The following is a 16,960-nucleotide window of genomic DNA, read 5'->3' on the forward strand; positions in this document are numbered from 1 at the left end:
GTGCGGCGCCGGCTCCACCCGGGGCAGCGCCGGGGCGCTGGAAGGCGCCTGGGCGCTGACCGAAACCGGTCGGGCGTGCCGCCTGGCCGGGTCCACCGGGGCGAGGGGCACCGGGGCGCGGCGCCGGAGGGCGCGGAATGTTGCTCGGGGTGGGTGTTGCGGGGCGCTGGCCCATACCCTGTGCGCTCGCGAACGGGTTGTTGCCCGGACGCGGCGGCTGAGCTGGGCGCTGACCCATGCCCTGGTTGCTGGCAAACGGGTTGTTGCCGGGGCGCGCAGCTCCCGGGCGAGGCATGCCCGGCTTGACCGGCGTAGCCGATCCTTCCGTGGCCTGCGCTTCGGGGGTGTCCGTGCTGGGCTTGTCACCCGCGGCGGCAGCAGCCTTCTCGGCAGCAGCAACCTTCTCCGCAGCAGCAGCCTTCTCCGCGGCCTGAGCCTGGCGCTCGGCGACGGTGAGCGGCGCGACTGGAACGGGCGCAGCATCCGCTGCCGGGGTCTCAACGACGACCGGAGCAACCGGCTCGGCGACGGGCTTGGGGCCCGGACGAGCACCGGGCTTGGCGCCGTGGCTCGGACGTGCGGGTGTTGCCTTGACAGCTTCTCCGGCGGCGGGCGCTGGCGTTGCAGCCTTAGCGGCCTTGCTTTCGGCCTCGAGAGCCGCGCGAAGGCGACGTGCTACGGGCGGTTCAACACTGGAAGACGGTCCTTTTACGAACTCGCCCATTTCTTTCAATTTAGCAAGGGCTACCTTGCTGTCGACTCCGAGCTCGGTAGCGATCTCGTGTACGCGTGGTTTCGCAGCCACAATTCTCCTGTTCCGGGTCTGCACCCGGAAAGGGGCAGACCGTTAATAACGGACGGGTCTCATTTCGAGCCGCTCATTAGTTATCCATAAGCCAATTCAGCCTGTTCTCTAGTTGTTTCGCGTCCAGTGACCTGGTCACGCGAAAAGCACGCCCGAAAGCGTGGCGCCTTACGGCATCCTGAAAGCACGCTTCACGGGCGTGCAGCCACGCACCTCTACCGGGGATTGTGGCGGTTTCATCCACCACAACTTCTGATTTCCCAGCAACGATCCGCAAAAGTGAGGATCGAGGGGCGCGCGAACGGCAACCAATACACGTTCTAACGGAATTCATCGTACCCCCTATTCGGCATCCTCCAGAATGCTGTCGGGCTGAATGTCGATTTTCGCACCGGTCAACTTGGCGGCGAGGCGCGCATTCTGGCCCTCTTTGCCGATCGCGAGCGACAGCTGGTAGTCGGGCACAAGGGCACGCACAGCCTTGATCGACTCGTCGATCACGTAGGCGCTCGTCACCTTGGCCGGCGACAGAGCGCTGGCGACGAAGGTCGCGAGGTCGGGCGAGAAGTCGACGATGTCGATCTTCTCGTTGTTGAGCTCGACGGTCACGGCGCGCACGCGCTGGCCGAGTTCGCCGATGCAGGCACCCTTGGCGTTCACGCCGGGTTCGGTGGCGCGCACGGCGATCTTGGTGCGGTGGCCAGCTTCGCGGGCGAGCGAGACGATCTCGACGACTCCGCTGGCGATCTCGGGAACCTCGAGCGCGAACAGCTTGCGCACGAGCGAAGGGTGGGTGCGCGACACGGTGATCTGCGGGCCCTTGAGCCCACGACCGACGGCCGTCACGAACACGCGAATGCGCGCGCCGTGAACGTAGCTCTCGGTGGGAACCTGCTCCTCGGGCGGCATGATCGCTTCGATGGTGCCGAGGTCGACGTGAATCATGCGGGGGTTAGGGCCCTGCTGAATGATTCCGGCGATGATGTCACCTTCGCGACCCTTGAACTGACCGAGCACGGCGTCATCGGCCAGGTCGCGCAGACGCTGGTTGATGACCTGCTTGGCGGCGAAAGCGGCGATGCGACCGAAGTCGGTGGGGTTGTCCACGGCTTCGCCGATGACGTTGCCCTCGTCGTCGTGCTCGGGAATGTAGATGTCCACGTGCCCGGACTTGCGGTCGAGAACGACGCGCGCTTCGGGCACTTCCTGGATATCGTGCTTGGCTTCAGCAATCTTCGAAGCTTCCAGCTTCGACACGTCTTGCTGGATGTGCTTGACATAGGCGGTCAGAATCGCCTGTTCGATGATTTGCACGAGTTCCTCGAAGGGAATCTCTTTTTCGCGCTCCAATAGCCGCAAAACACTGAGGTCGATGTCCATGGCCGGCCTCCTCTACGTACGATCTAGTCGCATGATCTTGCCGCCGCGAAACCGCGCAGCGGGCTGAATACTACGGTACCCGAATCTGCGGCGTCCCGTCACCCATTGTCCCCGCGGTGGGTCGGTCCAGCGCTGGTTCGCTGCAGAACGGATGCTGCCGGCTCAGTTGGCCGGCAGCATCCGTTCTCGATAAAACGATTCTTAGACGAAGTGCCTGGCAACGTCGGCGACGTCGACCTGCTCGCGGTCGCCGGTGCGGCGGTTCCACAGCTCGACGATGCCATCGGCGGCTCCCCGGCCGACGATGACGATCCACGGCACGCCGATGAGCTCGGCGTCACCGAATTTGACGCCCGGCGAAACCTTGCGGCGGTCGTCGTAGAGCACCTCGCGGCCGGTGGCTTCGAGTGCGGCGACGACGGCTTCCGAGGTATCGAAGACGATTTCGTCCCGGCCGGTGGCGATCACGTGCACGTCGAACGGTGTGACGGATTCGGGCCAGATCAGGCCCTTGGCGTCGTTGTTGAGTTCAGCGATGACCGCGAGGATGCGGGTGACGCCGATGCCGTATGAACCCATCGTGACCGTGACCAGCTTGCCGTTCTCGTCGAGAACCTTGAGACCGAGTACCTCGGCGTACTTGCGACCGAGCTGGAACACGTGCCCGATTTCCATGCCACGAATAAGTTCGACCGGGCCGGAGCCGTCGGGCGCCGGGTCGCCGGCGCGCACGTCGGAGGCTTCGACCACGTCGTCGATGGCGAAGTCACGGCCGGCGACGAGGCCGAACACGTGCCGGCCCGCTTCGTTGGCGCCGGTGATCCACTCGGTTCCGGCGACCACGCGCGGGTCGACCAGAAAACGGATGCCGGTGGTCGACTTGGTACCGAGCACGGCGCCAGCTGCTCCCCACGGGCCGATATACCCCTTGACCATGCCGGGGTTCTTGGCGAAGTCGCTCTCGTTGGCGGCCTCGACCTCGGCGGGGGCGAAGGCGACCTCGACGCGCTTGAGGTCGACTTCGCGGTCGCCGGGAACGCCGATCGCGATGAGTTCACGGGTGCCGTCAAGGTTCGTGAGCGCGAGCACGACGTTCTTGAGGGTGTCGGCTGCGGTCCACTCGCGACCGTCGAGGCGCGGGTGCTCGGCGTTGGCCTTGTCGACGAGCGTCTGAATGGTCGGGGTGTTCGGGGTGTCGAAGACCTGCGCGGCGGGCAGGGTGCTGAAATCTTTGTCGGCCGGAACGAGGGTGCGAAAGGCCTCGATGTTGGCCGCGTAGCCACCAACGCTGCGCACGAAGGTGTCTTCACCCACCGGGGTGGGGTGCAAAAACTCTTCGCTTTTGGAGCCACCCATGGCGCCGGCATCCGCTTGGACGATCTCGTATTCGAGGCCGAACCGGTTGAAAATGCGCTCGTAGGCGTCGCGCTGCAGCTGGTAGCTCAGGTCGAGGCCGGCGTCGGTGTAGTCGAAGGAGTACGCGTCTTTCATGGTGAATTCGCGGCCGCGCAGCAGTCCGCCGCGTGAGCGTGCCTCGTCGCGGTACTTGTCCTGAATCTGGTAGATCGACAGCGGCAGGTCCTTGTAGCTGCTGTACAGGTCTTTGACGAGCAGCGCGAAGACCTCTTCGTGGGTCGGCGCGAGCAGCATGTCGGAGCCCTTGCGGTCTTTCAGGCGGAACAGGCCCTCGCCGTATTCGTCCCAGCGGCCGGTCAACTCGTAGGGCTCGCGCGGCAGCAGGGCCGGAAAGTGCACCTCGTGCGCGCCGGCCGCGGTCATCTCTTCACGGATGATGCGCTCCACTTTGGCCTTCACCCGCAAGCCGAGCGGCAGCCAGGCGAAAATGCCCGGGGCCTGACGACGGATGTAGCCGGCCCGCACGAGCAGGCGGTGGCTGGTCACCTCGGCGTCGGAGGGGTCTTCGCGGAGTGTACGGAGGAAGTAGTTGGAGAGACGTGTAGGCACCCGTCTACCTTACGCGCGCGCCGCCCCTACGGCCCCCGCAGCCGCAGGGCTCAGCCGACCTCGCTCACGGTGCACTCGATAGCCCCCCGCCGCGAGTCCATTGCGGTCAATTTCTCCAGCAGCGCGGTATTGGTCTGGTTGCTCTGCGTCATCGCTTCGCGCAACGCTGAAGTGCTCTCGGCCTCAGCCAGGCGACGGCGGGTTTGAAATATTGGTCGAAGATTGCATAGACGATACCGCCGATGATCGCGACGATGGGGGCCAGATTGACCCAGTCAATTTCCATGGTGATTCTGCGAGACCAGTCTCCGCGAAAGCCGTACTTCAGCGCTTCAGGTGTGCCGATTCCGTCGTTGCCATTGCGTTGAATGTCACCGCTTCTACGAACCGTTCCCGGTCGTGGAACATGTCATCTTGGTGGCTCGTTCTTGAACTACTTGGAGCCGACGGACACCGTGGGGCTGCCGAGTTCGGCGGCAGGCATCTCGGCGGCGAGACGATTGGCTTCTTCGATCAGGGTCTTCACGATCTCAGACTCCGGCACGGTCTTGATGACCTCGCCGCGCACAAAGATCTGGCCGCGACCGTTTCCGCTCGCGACGCCGAGGTCGGCTTCGCGAGCCTCGCCCGGTCCGTTGACGACGCAACCCATGACGGCCACGCGCAGCGGCACGGTCATTCCTTCAAGCCCGTCGGTGACGTCGTTGGCGAGCTTGTAGACATCCACTTGGGCCCGGCCGCAGCTGGGGCAGGAGACGATCTCAAGCTTGCGCTCGCGCAGGTTGAGCGACTGCAGAATCTGCAGACCCACCTTGATTTCTTCGACCGGCGGGGCGCTGAGCGACACGCGGATGGTGTCGCCGATGCCCTCACCGAGCAGCAGTCCGAACGCCGTGGCGCTCTTGATGGTGCCCTGAAAACTCGGACCGGCCTCGGTCACACCGAGGTGCAACGGCCAGTCGCCGCGCTCGGCCAGCAGACGATAGGCCTTGACCATGATCACCGGGTCGTTGTGCTTGACCGAGATCTTGAAGTCGTGAAAGTCGTGCTCCTCGAACAGGCTCGCCTCCCAGACGGCGCTCTCCACGAGCGCCTCCGGGGTGGCCTTGCCGTACTTCTGCATCAGGCTCGGCTCGAGCGAACCGGCATTGACACCGATACGCAGGCTGACCCCGGCGGCCTTGGCGGCCGCCGCGATCTTGCCGACCTGGTCGTCGAACTTGCGAATATTGCCGGGGTTCACACGCACGGCAGCGCAGCCGGCGTCGATCGCGGCGAAAACATAGTTCGGCTGAAAGTGGATGTCCGCGATGACCGGAATCTGGCTCTTCTTGGCGATAATAGGCAGCGCCTCAGCGTCATCCCGGGTGGGCACAGCGACGCGCACAATGTCGCATCCGCTCGCAGTGAGCTCGGCGATCTGCTGAAGCGTCGCGTTGATGTTCGTGGTCGGGGTGGTCGTCATCGATTGCACGCTCACTTGAGCATCGCCACCGACCAAAACCTTTCCGACCTTGATCTGACGGGATTTACGTCTGGGAGCGAGTACCTCAGGTACTTTGGGCATCCCCAAGTTGATTGCAGCCACTTACTTAGCTTAGTTGTCGCCGCAGCGGGCAAGCTGAATACCGCCCGAGATCAGCGCTCAAGCCGTGCTGGCAGCGTCTCCCGGAACGCGGCTGCGTGCACGAGGTCGGCGAACGTATCCGCACTGGGCCCCCATATGCTGGGTGGATTACCTCGATCAAACATGCACGACAAAGGAGTCCCGATGACCGAAACCGACGTCGTAATCCTGGCCGGATCGCGTACCCCGCAGGGTCGCGTGAACGGACAACTCGCATCCCTCACCGCCGTTGACCTCGGCGCGGCGGCCATTGCCGGTGCCCTCGCCCGGGCCGGAGTAGCACCGGAGCAGGTGGACTTCGTGCTGATGGGGCAGGTTTTGCAAGCCGGCTGCGGGCAGAACCCGGCCCGGCAGTCCAGCGTCGCGGCGGGCATCCCGTGGAATGTGCCGGCTATGACGCTCAACAAGGTGTGTCTCTCCGGCCTGGCCGCTGTCATCGATGCCGCCCGTCTGGTGCGGCTCGGCGAAGCGGATGTCGTCGTGGCCGGTGGTCAGGAGTCCATGTCCCGCGCGCCCCACCTGCTGCCCGGTTCCCGCCAGGGCTGGAACTACGGAACCGTGTCGGCTCTCGACCATGCCGCGCACGACGGACTCACCGACGCGTTCGACGGGCTCTCGATGGGGCTCTCCACCGAACGCGCCAACGCCCGGCTCGGCCAAACCCGCCTCGAGCAGGACGAAATCGCCGCTGCCTCACACCAGCGTGCCGCCGCAGCGGCCGCCGCCGACGTCTTCCACGACGAGATCACCCCGATCAGCGTGCCGCAGCGTAAGGGTGAGCCGCTCGTGATCAGCACCGATGAGGGCGTACGCGCCGAGAGCACGACCGAGACGCTCGGCCGGCTGCGTCCAGCGTTCGACCCGGCAGGGAGCATCACCGCCGGAAACGCCGCCCCGCTGAGCGATGGCGCGAGCGCCGTCGTCGTGACCAGCCGCGCCTGGGCCGAAAAGCACGGCCTGCCCTGGCTCGCCGTGATCAAGGCGAGCGGCCAGGTCGCCGGCCCCGACAACTCCCTGCACTCCCAGCCGGCCAATGCCATCGCGCACGCCCTGAAGCGCGAGGGCTGGACCGCCGCCGACCTCGATCTGGTCGAGATCAACGAGGCATTCGCCTCCGTCGTGCACCAGTCATCGAAGGTGCTCGGTGTCAGTGCCGACGTCGTGAACATTCACGGCGGCGGCATCGCGATCGGCCACCCGATCGGGTCGAGCGGCGGACGTATCGCGCTGCACGCTGCCCTCGAACTGGCCCGGCGCGGCTCCGGCAAGGCTGCGGTGGCTCTATGCGGCGGTGGCGGCCAGGGTGAAGCGCTGCTGCTGACGCGGTAGCTGCTAGCCGAAGAAGTTGATCGGCTTGACGATGTCGGCGTAGATCAGCAGCAGGCTCATGCCGCCGAGCAGAATGATGACCACGAGAGTGAGCGGCATGAGCTTGGCCATGTCGACCGGCCCCGGGTCTGGCCGCTTGAACAGCTTTGCAAAGAATCGACGGATGCCTTCCCACAGCGCGCCGGCCACGTGGCCGCCGTCCAGCGGAAGCAGGGGCACCAGGTTGAACACGAACAGGGCGATATTGAGGGATCCGAGCAGGCCGAGCATGCTCGCGACCTTGTCGGCGACCGGAATGGTGTCGATGGCCGCGAGTTCGCCGGCCACCCGGCCGACGCCGACCACGCTGATCGGTCCGTTCAGGTCGCGCTCCCCGGGCCCGAACGCCGCGTTGGCCACGGCCACGAGCCGGTCGGGCAGGTTGATGATCAGGTGGGCAACATTGGCAATGTTGTCGCCGACCATGGGCAGCACGGCGGTCGCGGGCTGCGGCACCATTTCGGCGGCTGCTCCGATGCCGACGAAGCCGACCTGCTCGGTGATCGCATCGCCGGCGGCATCCGTTTTGATTTCGTTGTCGTCGGTATAGACGTAGCGTTCGGTTAGTTTGGGGGTCAGCGAGAGGTCAAGCTCGGCACCGTCACGTTCAACGACGACCGCGACGGTGCGTCCGGCTGAAGCACGAATGATGTCGGTGGACTGTTCCCAGGTCGAGATGGCGGTTCCGCCGATACTGACCAGTCGGTCACCCGGTTGCAGGCCGGCGGCGGCTCCGGGTGAGGCTTCGTCGGTTGCCGCGCAGGTCTGGCGGTCGCTCGATGCCGGCAGCACGCACTCGCTCACGCTGCCGACGGTGGTGCTGATCTGCGGGGAGCCAAATCCCATCAGCAAAATCGAGAACATCACGATCGCGATGAGCAGGTTCATGGTCGGCCCACCGAGCATGATGATCACACGCTGGTAGACCGGCAGCTGGTAGAAGGCGCGGTGGTCTTCACCCTCGCCAATGGTCTCGGCGCTCGCCTGGCGGGCGTCGTCGACCAGGGTCGACAGGGCACTCGTCTTCTTCTCCGGCGCGCCCTCCTGCACCATCTGATCGAAGAACCCGGTGGTCGTGCTGCGGGGCGCTCCGCCCTTCTTCGACGGCGGGAACATGCCGATCATGGCGATATAGCCGCCCATGGGGATGGCCTTGACTCCATACTCCGTTTCGCCCTTGGTGCGGGACCAGAGCGTCGGGCCGAAGCCGATCATGTACTGGGTGACCTTGACGCCAAAAAGCTTGGCGGGCACCAGATGGCCGATTTCGTGCAGGCCGATGGAGAGGGCGAGGCCGACGACGACAATGGCGACGCCCAGTATGAACAGCAGTACGGTTTCCACTGTTGTAGAGTAACCGCATCAAGCTGCCAAGCGGCTGGCTGTGCCGACCAATCTCCCCCCTGAGCGGGTGCATGTGGTTGGCTAGAGGTCGGACGCACCAGGAGGTCCCCCTTGGCTCACGAAACCATGCCCACTCAGAAGCTCTCAGTACCCGCTCCAGCCGTACCGCCGACTCTCGGCCCCGTCGGCAGCCTGTTGGCCGACCGTTTCAGCATCATGAGCCTGATCGGCACCGGGGGGATGGCATCCGTTTATCGGGCCACCGACACCGCCCTGGGCCGCTCTGTCGCCGTCAAACTGTTTCGCGCCGACGGCGGTGGCACTGAGCCCGAGCGCCAGAGCGGCGAGATCGCCCTCTTGGCGAGCCTGAACCACTTCGCGCTGGTCACCCTGTTCGATGCCGGAACCACCACGGTGGACGGCATCCCACGCACCTTCATCGTGATGGAACTCGTCGACGGCCCCGATCTGCGCACCCGCATCGAAGACGGCCCGGTACCGAGCGTCGACGTGGCCGGAATGGGTGCCGACCTCGCCGAGGCGCTGCACTACGTTCACGAGCGGGGCATCATCCACCGGGATGTCAAGCCGGCCAACGTGCTGCTGGCACCCTCCGGGTTTCCGGGCCGCGGCATGCACGCCAAGCTGGCCGACTTCGGCATCGCCCGGCTGCTCGATGAAACCAGGCTGACGGCGACCGGGTCGCTGCTCGGCACGGCGAGCTACCTCAGCCCGGAGCAGGCGCTTGGCGGCGCTATCGGCGCGCCGACGGATGTCTATTCGCTCGGCCTGGTGCTGCTCGAATGCCTCACCGGAACGCGCGCCTATCCGGGAACCGCGGTGGAATCAGCCATGGCCCGGCTGCAGCGCCAGCCGGAGATCCCGAACGATCTCGGAACCGACTGGATCGACATTTTGCGCACGATGACCGCCCGCGACCCCGCCGACCGGCCGACCGCGGCCGACGCCGCCGGGTTGCTGCGGGCGCTGGCCGCCGGTGGCGGCACCACCGATGCGCCCACCATGCTGTTGCCGGCTCCGGCGCCCGCTGCGACCCTGTTGTTGCCGGTCGCCGCGCCCGACCCGGCCCCGTTGCTGCCGGGTGCCGAANCCTGTTGTTGCCGGTCGCCGCGCCCGACCCGGCCCCGTTGCTGCCGGGTGCCGAAGCCGCTGCCGCTGCCGCTTCGACCGAGATCCTGAAAGCGGATGCTCCCGCCAGCGCTCCCGCAGCTGGCACCGCAGCTGGCACCGCAGCTGCGCGCCCGGCCAGGCCGCGTCGCCTCGCGCACCGGCGAGTGCTCGTCCTGGTCGTAAGCGGGCTCACCCTCATCGCCCTCGCCGTCGTGGCCCTGTTCCTGATCAATCCAGCCGAGGCGCCCGCCGTGGCGCCACCGAACTATCCGACCGTCGACGGCACTCTCGGCACCCATCTTCAAGAGCTTCAGGAGAGCGTGAACCCGTGAATCGACACAAGCGACTGCCCCTAGCCCTGGCTCTGGCCGTCGGGCTGCTCTTGCCACTGTCCGGCTGCACGGCCGACCCGGTCGACCTGCAGGCCGCAACGGCCGAGAATTTGCAGACCGAGATTCTGGCGATCACCGAGGCCTCCGCCGCCGGAGACTTCAGCAACGCCCAGACCCTGCTCACCGCCATGCAGGCGAATCTGCGCACGGCCGCCGCCTCCGGCCAGGTCAGCGCCGAGCGTTCGGCCTCGATTCAGTCCGCGATCAATCTGGTGCAGGGCGACTTGACCGTTGAGATCGACGCCGCCGCCGTTGCCGCCGAGGCGGCAGCTCAGGCAGCGGCCGAGGCAGCAGCTGCTGCCCAGCAGCAGAACGACGAAAACGCCAAGGACCGCGCCGAACAGGCCGAAGAAGCCGCCAAGAAAGCCGCGGAAGCCGCCAAGGAACGGGCCAAAGAGCAACGTGAGGACCGGGACGACTGACTGGTAGCTAGCGCTGGTCGATCAGCCGATCCGCGGCGGCACGCGCCCACCGTTCGGCCTCGGCGAGCGACTCCCGACTGAGTTCGCCGCCCTGTTCGTGGGACTCGACCACGCGCAGCACCGTGTCGACGATGTCCAGAAATCCGATGCGTCCGGCATGAAAAGCGGCCACGGCCTGCTCATTGGCCGCGTTGAACACCGCGGGATAGGTGCCGCCCTTACGGCCGACCCGCTTAGCCAGCTCGACCGCCGGAAAAGCGGCATCGTCGAGCGGTTCGAAGGTCCAGCTGTGCGGAACGGTCCAGTCGATCGGGGCGCCGACGGCGGCGACCCGGTTCGGCCAGTCCAGTCCCAGCGAAATCGGCAGCCGCATGTCCGGGGGTGAGGCCTGAGCGATCGTCGAGCCGTCGACGAATTCGACCATGGAATGCACCACGGATTGCGGGTGCACGACGGCGTCGATGCGGTCGTACTCCACTTCGAACAGCAGGTGCGCCTCGATGATCTCCAGACCCTTATTGACCAGTGTCGCCGAGTTCGTGGTCACCACGAGCCCCATGTTCCAGGTCGGGTGCGCGAGCGCCTGCGCCGGGGTCACCCGGGCGAGCTGGTCCCGACTAAAACCGCGAAAAGGTCCACCGGATGCCGTCAACACGAGGCGACGCACCTCATCCGCTGTTCCTGAAAGCAGTGCCTGCGCGATCGCCGAGTGCTCGGAGTCCACCGGCACGATCTGCCCCGGCGCAGCAAGATTCTTCACGAGGTCGCCGCCGACAATCAGCGACTCCTTATTGGCCAGGGCCAGGGTGCGCCCGGCCTTCAGCGCGGCCAAGGTCGGGCCGAGACCGACCGAGCCGGTGATACCGTTCAGCACGACATCGGCCTCGACGTCCCGAACGAGCTGCTCGGCCTCGTCGGCGCCGAGCGCGGTGTCGTCGACAGCGAAGTCGGCCGCCTGTTGCTCGAGCAGTTCGCGGTTGCGCCCGGCCGACAGACCCACCACCTCGAACCGCTCTGGGTTGGCGCGAATGACGTCCAGGGCCTGGGTTCCGATCGAGCCGGTAGACCCGAGAATGATTACTCTGCGCATACCTCCATGCTAGGTGCCGGGCGCGGCGTATGTTCGTTGCTGGCCAGTCGTGGCGTAGTGTCAACGGGTGACCGGTGCCGATGCAGAACTCAATGACAACGCTGAAACCATCACGATCGACAGTGACGAGCAAGCCGCACCTGACGACGTGCAGGACGAACCGGAGCGGGTCAAGCGCCCGGGATTCGTCTATTTTCTCGGCTACGGCATCATGGCGCCCGTCGCCCGAATCGTGTTTCGGCCGAAGATCATCGGCCGTGAGAACATCCCGGCGACCGGTCGCGTCATTCTCGCGAGCAACCATCTGTCATTCATCGACAGCATCGTCATTCCGCTCGTCGCCACCCGCCGCGTGCAGTTTCTGGCGAAATCGACCTACTTCACCGGAACCGGTTTCAAGGGCTGGGTGTCCCGCACCTTCTTCACCGCGATCGGCGCCATCGGAGTGGAACGCGGAGCCGGGCAGGCCGCCCAGGTCGCACTCGACGCCGGCCGTTCCGTGCTCGATGCCGAGGGTGCCTTCGCGATCTACCCGGAGGGTACCCGCTCGCTCGATGGACGTCTCTATAAGGGACGCACCGGCGTAGCCTGGCTGGCACTGACCACGGGTGCCGTTGTCGTTCCGGTCGGACTGATCGGTACTCAGGAGATTCAGCCAGTCGGCACTACGGTGCCGCGCATCCGCAAGGTCACCGTCACCTTCGGCGAACCGCTCGACCTCAGCCACCACGGCCCGGCCACCTCCGGCAAGGCCCGCCGGCAGGCAACGGATGAGATCATGGCGGCCATTCACCAGCTGTCCGGTCAGGAATTGGCCAACGCCTACAACGAATCCCCGCCGGTCGGTACCCTCAATCGCCTCGCTCATCGGGTGTTTCCGCGCGAACGCCTGTAGCGGCGGTCTGTCAGATGCTCTGACGGTCATAGGCTGGACGAATGACTGCAACGTATTCGGTGCCCCAGCAACGCAAACTCGTCACGGCTCTTCCCGGCCCCAAGTCGGTTGAACTGCAGGCCAGGCGTGAGAAGACGGTCGCCCGCGGCGCCGGAACCCTCGCCAATATCTACATGGACCACGGCGCCGGAGCCATCCTGGTCGACGTCGACGGCAACCAGATCATCGACCTCGGCTGCGGTATCGGGGTGACCACGATCGGTCACGCGCATCCGGATGTCGCGGCGGCAGCATCCGCTCAGGCAGCGAAGCTGACCCACACCCTGTTCACGGTCACGCCGTACGAGAATTATGTGGCGGTGGCGGAGAAGCTCGCGGAGATTACCCCCGGCGACTTTGAGAAGCACTCGATTCTGGTCAACACCGGTGCCGAGGCCGTGGAGAACGCGGTGAAGATCGCCCGCAAGTTCACCGGTCGCCGCGCCATCGTGGCTCTCGACCACGCCTTCCACGGCCGCACCAACCTGACCATGGCGATGACCTATCGGCCCTGGCCGGAGCGCGCCGGCATGGGCCCGTTCCCCGGTGAGATCTACAGCGTGCCGACGAGCTACCCGTTCCGCGACGGCCTCAGCGGGCTCGAAGCGGCCGAGAAAACCATCGACTACATCACCACTCACATCGGCGCGACCGAGATCGCGGCGTTCTTCGTCGAGCCGATCCAGGGCGACGGTGGCATCGTCATTCCCGCGCCCGGCTACTTCCAGCGCATCCGCGAATTCTGCACCGAGAACGGCATCGTCTTCGTCGCCGATGAGATCCAGGCCGGCCTCGCCCGCACCGGGGTCTGGTACTCGATCGAGCACCACGACGTCGTGCCCGACCTGGTCACCACGGCCAAGGGCATCGCCGGCGGCTTCCCGCTGGCCGCCGTCACGGGACGTGCCGACATCATGGATTCAGTGCAGCCCGGCGGCATCGGCGGCACCTTCGGTGGCAACCCGGTCTCGACCGCGGCCGCCCTCGCGGTGTTCAACCTGATCGAGCGCGACGGCCTGCTCGACGAGGCGAAGCGGGTCGAGGCAGCGCTCTGGGCGCGCATCGGCGACTGGGCCGAGAAGTTCTCGATTGTCGGCGAGGTGCGCGGCAAAGGCGCCATGTTCGGCGTCGAGCTCGTGCACCCCGGCACGAAGAAGCCCTACCCCGAGGCGCTCACCGCCGTGATCAAGCACGCGACCACAAACGGTGTCATCGTGCTCGACGCCGGCAGTTGGGACTCAGTGCTGCGCATCATGCCGAGCGTCGTGATCTCCGACGAGCTCATCGACGATGCCGCGACCGTGATCGAAGAGGCCCTCACCGCCCTGGTGGCCGCCTACCCCGCGTAGTAGCCAGCGGCGTCGCTCCCGCGTCGCCGAGCCGTGAGTTTCCAGCACCGACCCGTGAGTATCGGCCCGTTTTCGCCCGGAAATGGACTCAAACTCACGGCTCGGTAACGTGGGATGCCTCAAACTCACGGCTCGGCGGCTCCCTGACGCTTGATTCGGGTCGGGTGGGCAGCTACCCGGCGTCGTTCACAGCGGCAATCCAATCGGTGATGTCAACGGACTGGGTGGGCGGCAGGTCGACGGCCGACGGGCTGATGACGGTCTGTACCTCGGACCGGCGCATCATTGTTCGGCCGTCGGCGCAGCGGATGCCGTCGGTCCCGGCGACAGCGTGGGCGCGGCTGTCGGTTCCGGCGATAACGCGGGTGCCGGCGTGGGCGACGGCTCCCCCACCGCCGGAAGCTCGACCAGCGGCCGCACCTGGGCGAACGGGAACGGCGCGGGCGCGGCATCCGCTTGGTAGGCCTGCCCGAGATGGTCGTAGGTGTAGTCGACATCGTCGGAGGTCACCAGTCGCAGCGGGAACACATTCCAGCCGCCGCCGCCCGGCACCAGCAGACTCGGCACGACCATATCCTTGTCGCCGGCAGCATCAAACTGGGTCAGGTAGTTGGTATTGACCGGGTCGTTGACCACGTTGAGCGCGCAGCCGTCCTGGTCGAACAACTGCACGTCGGTGAGCGGCTGGCCGTCGGCGTCATAGGCGAATACGTTGGTCACTCCCTGGCCGTTCTGCATCAGTCCCGGCGTTGGCGCCGAGTTGTAGTCCACGTACGCACTGTTCTGCGCTCCGGCATTGTGCGCCGTGGCCAACAGCACGATCGGCAGAACGAGAACCGCGCACACGCTGACCAGGGTACGAAAACGGGGAAGCCAGCGCCAAGGCAGCCACCGGCCACGACCCCACTGCACACTCAGAATCACGAAAGCCGCGAGCATGACCCACCGCAACGGGTCGGTCGGCACCGTGCTGATCCCGCCGCCTGCGAGGACTGCGACGACCGCATAAACAACCCAGCCGCGCAGCACCCACCACCCGGGGCGCAACACCAGCAGAAAGTCGAGCAGCGCCTCACCGGCGATACTCGAGCGGATGCGCCGCACCGCGCCAGCCCGCGCCTCACCGATCCGGATGCGCAGCCGGCCACGCCGCGGCACCCGGACTTCGGGCGCCGTGCCCCAAATTCACGGCTCGGCGACGCCGAAAGCCCTCAGGCGACCGTGACCGGCTCGTGCCCGACCGGAAAGTTCACCGACGCCGCAATGAAGCATTCGCGGGCGGCCTCGGCGTGCAGCGACTGCGCGAACTCCACCTGTTCCGGGTCGGTAATGGTCACTCGGGGCCGCAGGGTGACCGCCGTGAAGTGGCCGCCGCCGGCCACCTGTTCCATGGTGCCGACCGGGGCATCCGTATACGCCGTCACCGTGACTCCGTTGCGGACCGCCACGTGCAGATACGACAGGAGGTGGCACTGGCTGAGCGCCGCGAGCAGCAGCTCCTCGGGGTTCCAGCGGTCGTTGTCACCGTGAAAGGTCGGGTCGGACGAACCGCTGATCGGTGTTTTCTCAGCGGATGCCCGACCGGCCGGTGAAATCAGATGGTCGCGTCCATAGGCCTTGTAGTGGCTGGTTCCGGTGCCGCGATTGCCGGTCCACTCAACCCGCACCGCATATTCGTGCACTCCGTTCATGCTTCTCCCCTTGCTCTCAAAGATTCTTGCAGGCGAACTCAGGAACACCGCGCCCATGGTCGGTACAGCACTATTAGGTACAGTAGGGGAATCATGACTGACACCCTCACAAACTCTGCCACCGCCACCGCGTACTCTGTCACGCAAGAACGAAAGATCGTCACGGCCATCCCCGGTCCGATCTCGGCGGCGTTGCATGAGCGGCGTCGGGCGGTCGTCTCCGACGGTGTCAGTTCCATGCTGCCCGTCTACATTGCCAAGGCCAACGGCGCGATTCTGGTCGACGTGGACGGCAACCAGTTCATCGACCTCGGCGCCGGCATCGGTGTGACCACGATCGGCCACACCGAGACCAGTGTCGTCGCGGCCGCCGTCGAACAGTCCCAAGACTTCATCCATACCCTGTTCACCGTCACGCCGTACGAAGAATACGTTCGCGTCGCCGAGCTGCTCGCCGAGCACACTCCCGGTGACTTCGCCAAGAAGAGCGTGCTCATCAACTCCGGCGCGGAAGCCGTTGAGAACGGCGTGAAGATCGCCCGCAAGTACACCGGCCGTCGTGCCGTCGCCGTGCTCGACCACGCCTACCACGGCCGTACCGTGCTGACCATGGCCATGAATTACAAGGCCATGCCGTACGCCACCGGCTACGGCCCGCTCGCCAGCGACGTCTACCACGCACCGAGCTCCTACCCCTATCACGACGGTCTGTCCGGCGCTGAAGCGGCTGCTCGCACCATCGCCTACCTCGACAAGGTGATCGGGGCATCCGATCTGGCCTGCCTGGTCGTCGAACCCATTCAGGGCGAGGGCGGATTCATGGTGCCAGCGGATGGCTACCTGCCCGCGCTCCAGGACTGGTGCACCGCCAACGGTGTCGTCATGATCGCCGATGAAATTCAGAGCGGCATGGCCCGCTCGGGCAAGTACTACGCGAGCGAACACTTCGGCTGGATCCCCGACCTCGTACTCACCGCCAAGGGCATCGCCGGTGGCTTTCCGCTCGCCGCCGTCACCGGCCGCGCCGAGATCATGGACGCCTCCCAGCCCGGCGGGCTCGGCGGCACCTTTGGCGGCAACCCCGTCTCCTGTGCTGCGGCAATCGCCGTGTTCGACGCGATCAAGGCGAACAACCTGCTGGCCGAGGCGCAGCGCATCGAAAAGTCCCTCACCGCTGGCCTGACCGCACTGAAGAACAAGTACGACATCATCGGCGAAATTCGCGGCCGCGGCGCCATGATGGCGATCGAACTCGTGCAGCCCGGTACCGGCGACACGACGAAGGCCCCGAACGCCGCTGCGGTGACCGCCATCTCCGCCTACGCGAGCCAGCACGGCGTGCTGCTGCTCACAGCCGGCACCTACGGCAACGTGCTGCGGTTCCTGCCGAGCCTCGCGCTGTCCGATGCGCTCATCATCGACGCCCTCTCGGTGATCGACGATGCGATCGCCGCACTCTAAC

Annotated in this window: 17 protein-coding genes and 1 pseudogene; 7 read left to right on the forward strand and 11 right to left on the reverse strand. The window is 66.0% G+C overall.

Annotation, left to right across the window (positions count from 1 at the left end):
• The 7 genes and pseudogenes from E3T46_RS05250 to ispG all read right to left on the reverse strand — a co-directional run.
• Nucleotides 1–805: translation initiation factor IF-2 N-terminal domain-containing protein (locus E3T46_RS05250; RefSeq protein WP_174845376.1), on the reverse strand; the 805-nt coding region annotated here is incomplete at its 3' end.
• A 76-nt stretch (nt 806–881) separates the two neighbouring features.
• Nucleotides 882–1,139 (reverse strand): YlxR family protein, encoded by a 258-nt coding sequence (locus E3T46_RS05255; RefSeq protein ID WP_134577731.1) that lies wholly within the window; start codon nt 1,137–1,139, stop codon nt 882–884.
• Between the two features lie 8 nt (nt 1,140–1,147).
• On the reverse strand, nt 1,148–2,185 hold the full coding sequence (gene nusA, locus E3T46_RS05260) for a transcription termination factor NusA (protein ID WP_092450070.1): 1,038 nt from the start codon (nt 2,183–2,185) through the stop codon (nt 1,148–1,150).
• Nucleotides 2,186–2,386: 201 nt separating this feature from the next.
• A complete protein-coding gene (locus tag E3T46_RS05265; RefSeq protein ID WP_134577732.1) occupies nt 2,387–4,150 on the reverse strand; it encodes a proline--tRNA ligase in 1,764 nt (587 codons plus the stop codon).
• Nucleotides 4,151–4,298: 148 nt separating this feature from the next.
• Complete coding sequence (locus E3T46_RS18380; RefSeq protein WP_241980472.1) at nt 4,299–4,436, reverse strand: hypothetical protein; 138 nt, start codon at nt 4,434–4,436, stop codon at nt 4,299–4,301.
• Nucleotides 4,431–4,523, reverse strand: a pseudogene (locus E3T46_RS18670) (type II toxin-antitoxin system YoeB family toxin); the annotation flags it as partial. The pseudogene E3T46_RS18670 and the gene E3T46_RS18380, both read right to left, overlap by 6 nt.
• Before the next feature lie 60 nt (nt 4,524–4,583).
• The gene (gene ispG, locus E3T46_RS05275; protein WP_174845377.1) at nt 4,584–5,738 is read right to left on the reverse strand and encodes a flavodoxin-dependent (E)-4-hydroxy-3-methylbut-2-enyl-diphosphate synthase; all 1,155 of its coding nucleotides are present in this window, start codon (nt 5,736–5,738) and stop codon (nt 4,584–4,586) included.
• A gap of 183 nt (nt 5,739–5,921) precedes the next feature.
• On the opposite strand from ispG, the gene E3T46_RS05280 reads away from it, so the two are divergent.
• The gene (locus E3T46_RS05280) at nt 5,922–7,106 is read left to right on the forward strand and encodes an acetyl-CoA C-acetyltransferase (protein ID WP_134577735.1); all 1,185 of its coding nucleotides are present in this window, start codon (nt 5,922–5,924) and stop codon (nt 7,104–7,106) included.
• Between the two features lie 3 nt (nt 7,107–7,109).
• Here the strand turns inward: E3T46_RS05280 and E3T46_RS05285 are convergent, their stop codons facing one another.
• A complete protein-coding gene (locus E3T46_RS05285; protein WP_134577736.1) occupies nt 7,110–8,489 on the reverse strand; it encodes a site-2 protease family protein in 1,380 nt (459 codons plus the stop codon).
• A gap of 126 nt (nt 8,490–8,615) precedes the next feature.
• Between E3T46_RS05285 and E3T46_RS05290 the strand changes: the two genes are divergently transcribed.
• From E3T46_RS05290 to E3T46_RS05295, 3 genes are read left to right on the forward strand one after another with little or no spacing between them, the layout of a single operon-like run.
• On the forward strand, nt 8,616–9,689 hold the full coding sequence (locus E3T46_RS05290; protein ID WP_241980473.1) for a serine/threonine-protein kinase: 1,074 nt from the start codon (nt 8,616–8,618) through the stop codon (nt 9,687–9,689).
• A complete protein-coding gene (locus tag E3T46_RS18390) occupies nt 9,638–9,952 on the forward strand; it encodes a hypothetical protein (RefSeq protein ID WP_241980474.1) in 315 nt (104 codons plus the stop codon). Before E3T46_RS05290 ends, E3T46_RS18390 begins: the two co-directional genes overlap by 52 nt.
• A complete protein-coding gene (locus E3T46_RS05295; protein ID WP_134577737.1) occupies nt 9,949–10,434 on the forward strand; it encodes a mucin-associated surface protein in 486 nt (161 codons plus the stop codon). Before E3T46_RS18390 ends, E3T46_RS05295 begins: the two co-directional genes overlap by 4 nt.
• A 7-nt stretch (nt 10,435–10,441) precedes the next feature.
• Here E3T46_RS05295 and dxr read toward each other — a convergent pair whose 3' ends face one another.
• On the reverse strand, nt 10,442–11,524 hold the full coding sequence (dxr, locus tag E3T46_RS05300) for a 1-deoxy-D-xylulose-5-phosphate reductoisomerase (RefSeq protein ID WP_134577738.1): 1,083 nt from the start codon (nt 11,522–11,524) through the stop codon (nt 10,442–10,444).
• Between the two features lie 211 nt (nt 11,525–11,735).
• Between dxr and E3T46_RS05305 the strand changes: the two genes are divergently transcribed.
• Nucleotides 11,736–12,419, forward strand: a complete 684-nt coding sequence (locus E3T46_RS05305) for a lysophospholipid acyltransferase family protein (protein ID WP_134467693.1) — start codon at nt 11,736–11,738, stop codon at nt 12,417–12,419.
• A gap of 41 nt (nt 12,420–12,460) precedes the next feature.
• Nucleotides 12,461–13,807, forward strand: coding sequence for an aminotransferase class III-fold pyridoxal phosphate-dependent enzyme (locus E3T46_RS05310; protein ID WP_134577739.1), 1,347 nt, complete (start codon nt 12,461–12,463; stop codon nt 13,805–13,807).
• 282 nt (nt 13,808–14,089) lie between these two features.
• Here E3T46_RS05310 and E3T46_RS05315 read toward each other — a convergent pair whose 3' ends face one another.
• Entirely contained in the window at nt 14,090–14,965 is an 876-nt protein-coding gene (locus E3T46_RS05315) for a hypothetical protein (protein ID WP_134577740.1), read from the reverse strand.
• A gap of 53 nt (nt 14,966–15,018) precedes the next feature.
• Complete coding sequence (locus E3T46_RS05320) at nt 15,019–15,498, reverse strand: OsmC family protein (RefSeq protein WP_134442998.1); 480 nt, start codon at nt 15,496–15,498, stop codon at nt 15,019–15,021.
• 93 nt (nt 15,499–15,591) lie between these two features.
• On the opposite strand from E3T46_RS05320, the gene gabT reads away from it, so the two are divergent.
• Entirely contained in the window at nt 15,592–16,959 is a 1,368-nt protein-coding gene (gabT, locus tag E3T46_RS05325) for a 4-aminobutyrate--2-oxoglutarate transaminase (protein ID WP_134472632.1), read from the forward strand.
• The last annotated feature ends 1 nt before the right edge of the window (nt 16,960 follow it).

The organism is Cryobacterium sp. Hh11, assembly GCF_004404045.1.
Lineage (GTDB): Bacteria > Actinomycetota > Actinomycetes > Actinomycetales > Microbacteriaceae > Cryobacterium > Cryobacterium levicorallinum.